This window comes from Roseateles sp. P5_E11 (genome assembly GCF_054049355.1).
The window spans coordinates 1-3155 of record NZ_JBFUMO010000633.1 but is presented as its reverse complement, the minus strand read 5'-3'; the positions used below and the strand labels follow the sequence as shown (position 1 = coordinate 3155).

The following is a 3155-nucleotide window of genomic DNA, read 5'->3' as shown; positions in this document are numbered from 1 at the left end:
CTTCTGTGCGTCGCGCTCTTCACGCGCCTGGCGTTGGCGTTGCTGGCTGGCCACGCTGTTGCTGTACTGGGTGAAATCCTTGCCGGCTTCCAGCGGCAGCGATGCCTCGATCAGGATGCCCTTGGGATTGCCGTACTGATCCATCTCCAGTTCGGCCTGCGGCGCGATGCGAACGCGGACGTGGGTACGCTCGCCGCCAGGTCGACCGCGCTCGCGCAGGCGGTCATCGCCACAGCGGAGCTTGAGCTTGTCCAGCGCCGAGCGCAGCATCTGCTTGGCCGCGTCGTCAGACACCAGCGCCGGGCCGTCGGCCTGCAGCACGAAGAGCGTGTCGGGCTTGCAGGGGTCGGGATACTTGGTCAGCTCGCTGGTGGCCTCCACAGCCAGGCGCGGGCTCATGCCCTCCAGCTTGGGCAGGGGACCGAGATCAAACAGCACGTTGTCACTCCGCAGGGCACGCGCCTTGAGGCCCTGCGAGGGCTCGGGCAGGTAGACACCGGCACTGAACCGCCCTGCCCATTCCTCGCGGTGCTGGGGCGAATTGCGCAGTGTCCAGATGGCCTTGCCCTGGCCTTCGGCGAGGCCGTCGCGGCAGGCGCCCTGGTAGCTGAACGCATAGTCGTTGCTGGCCAGATAGGCCGGCGCGGACACCACGCAGCCGCTGGCCGCGTCCTTGTGCTGCGCGGCCTGCGCATGGGAGGCCAGCAGCCCCAACGCCAAGAACCAAGCGTGCTTCACAGCGGGATGTTCCCGTGCTTGCGCCACGGGTTCTCCAGCTTCTTGTCCTTCAGCATCGACAGGCTGCGGCAGATGCGTTTGCGCGTCTCGTGCGGCTGGATGACGTCGTCGATGAAGCCGCGGCTGCCGGCGATGAAGGGGTTGGCGAAGCGGGCCTTGTATTCGGCCTCGCGGGCCGCCAGCTTGGCAGGGTCGCCCTTGTCCTCGCGGAAGATGATCTCCACCGCGCCCTTGGCGCCCATCACGGCGATCTCGGCGTTGGGCCAGGCGAAGTTGACGTCGCCGCGCAGGTGCTTGGAGGCCATCACGTCGTAGGCGCCACCGTAGGCCTTGCGGGTGATGACGGTGATCTTGGGCACCGTGCACTCGGCGTACGCATACAACAGCTTGGCGCCATGCTTGATGATGCCGCCGTACTCCTGTGAGGTGCCAGGCATGAAGCCGGGCACGTCGACGAAAGTGACGACCGGGATGTTGAAGGCGTCGCAGAAGCGCACGAAGCGCGCGGCCTTGATGCTGCTCTTGATGTCCAGGCAGCCGGCCAGCACCAGCGGCTGGTTGGCAACGATGCCGACCGTCTGGCCTTCCATGCGCGCAAAGCCGGTGACGATGTTCTTGGCGTAGTCGGGCTGCAGCTCGAAGAAGTCACCGTCGTCGACGACCTTGAGGATCAGTTCCTTGATGTCATAGGGCTTGTTCGGGTTCTCGGGCACCAGCGTGTCCAGCGAATAGTCCAGGCGCGTGGCCGGGTCGCCGCTGGGGCGGCATGGCGCCTTCTCGCGGTTGGACAGCGGCAGGTAGTTGAAGAAGCGGCGCAGCATCAACAGCGCCTCGACATCGTTCTCGAACGACAGGTCGGCCACGCCACTGCGGCTGTTGTGCGTGGTGGCGCCACCCAACTCCTCGGCGGTCACTTCCTCGTGCGTCACGGTCTTCACGACCTCGGGGCCGGTGACGAACATGTAGCTGCTGTCCCGCACCATGAAGATGAAGTCGGTCATCGCCGGCGAGTAGACCGCGCCGCCGGCGCAGGGGCCCATGATCATGCTGATCTGCGGCACGACACCGGAAGCCATCACGTTGCGCTGGAACACGTCGGCATAACCGCCCAGGGACGCGACACCTTCCTGGATGCGCGCGCCGCCCGAATCGTTCAGGCCGATGACCGGGGCACCGACCTTCATGGCCTGGTCCATCACCTTGCAGATCTTCTCGGCATGGGCTTCGGAGAGCGCGCCGCCGAAGACCGTGAAGTCCTGGCTGAAGGCGAAGGCCAGGCGCCCGTTGATCATGCCGTAGCCGGTCACGACGCCGTCGCCGGGGATCTTGTTGTCCTGCATGCCGAAGTCCACGCAGCGGTGCTCGACGAACATGTCCCATTCCTCGAAGCTGCCTTCGTCGAACAGCAGCTCCAGCCGTTCGCGCGCCGTCAACTTGCCCTTGGCGTGCTGGGCGGCAATGCGCTTCTCGCCACCGCCGAGCCGCGCACGGGCGCGCTTGGCTTCGAGTGCTTGCAGGATGTCTTGCATATGGGTTCAACCCTCGAACGGGAAATTGATCTCCACGCCATTACCGGCGGGGTCTTGGAAGAAGAACTGGTGCTGGCCGGTGACGGGCGAGCGGGACTCGTGGAAGCTCACGCCCAGCGCGCGCAGATGCGCCGCGGTGCCCACCGGGTCAGTGCCGAAGAAGGCCGTGTGGTCGTAGGTCGTCGGGGCGGCGGGGTTCACCGGGCCGCGCACCGCTTCATTGGCCCGCTGCGTGGACAGGTGGACGACCGGGTGGCCGCTGGCATAGAGCCAGTAGCCTGGGCTGTCGAAGTCCGGCCGCGGCCCTTGCTCGAGGCCGAGCACGTCGCGGTAGAAATCGCGCAGCACTGCGAGCAGCTCGGCGGGTGCGCGCAGATTGATGTGATGCAGGCCGGTGATCATGGGTTGCTCCTGAAGGTCGCCAGCAACTGGCGTGCCGCGGTGGATGCCGGCGTGCGGCCTTCCCGCACCGCTGCCGTTGCCGCTTCGAGTTGGTTCTTCACGCCGGGGTGCGCGACAAAGGCCTGCTTCAGGCCGGACTGGATGCGCGTCCACATCCACGCCAGGGACTGCTCGCGGCGCTTGGCCGCCCAGGCACCACTGGCTTCACTCGCCGTGCGCAGCGCGGTCAGCGCCTCCCACACCGGCGCAATGCCGTCGGCCTTCAGCGCGCTGACCTTCATCACGCGATGGTTGGCGTGCGCATGCCTGGGCAACAGCCGCAGCGCGGACGTGATCTGGGCCTGGGCACGCGTGGCGGCCACATCGTCCAGGTCGGCCTTGTTGATGACGACGAGGTCGGCCAGCTCCATGACGCCCTTCTTGATGGCCTGCAGGTCGTCGCCCGCGTTGGGCAGCTGCAGCAGCAGGTAGAGATCGGTCATGCCC

The 3155-nt window shown here is 66.6% G+C and carries 3 protein-coding genes and 1 pseudogene; all 4 read right to left on the bottom strand.

Annotated features, from left to right (window positions below):
• Nucleotides 1–738: hypothetical protein (locus ACXJKR_RS28260; RefSeq protein WP_457325659.1), on the bottom strand; the 738-nt coding region annotated here is incomplete at its 3' end.
• Entirely contained in the window at nucleotides 735–2267 is a 1533-nt protein-coding gene (locus ACXJKR_RS28255; RefSeq protein WP_457325658.1) for an acyl-CoA carboxylase subunit beta, read from the bottom strand. The genes ACXJKR_RS28255 and ACXJKR_RS28260, both read right to left, overlap by 4 nt.
• A gap of 6 nt (nucleotides 2268–2273) precedes the next feature.
• The gene (locus ACXJKR_RS28250) at nucleotides 2274–2669 is read right to left on the bottom strand and encodes a VOC family protein (protein WP_056196607.1); all 396 of its coding nucleotides are present in this window, start codon (nucleotides 2667–2669) and stop codon (nucleotides 2274–2276) included.
• A pseudogene (locus tag ACXJKR_RS28245) lies at nucleotides 2666–3155 on the bottom strand (methylmalonyl Co-A mutase-associated GTPase MeaB); the annotation flags it as partial. The gene ACXJKR_RS28250 and the pseudogene ACXJKR_RS28245, both read right to left, overlap by 4 nt.

Coding starts and splice junctions, on each gene's coding strand:
- ACXJKR_RS28255 (WP_457325658.1), bottom strand. CDS start 2,267: ATGCAAGACATCCTGCAAGCACTCGAAGCCAAGCGCGCCCGTGCGCGG.
- ACXJKR_RS28250 (WP_056196607.1), bottom strand. CDS start 2,669: ATGATCACCGGCCTGCATCACATCAATCTGCGCGCACCCGCCGAGCTG.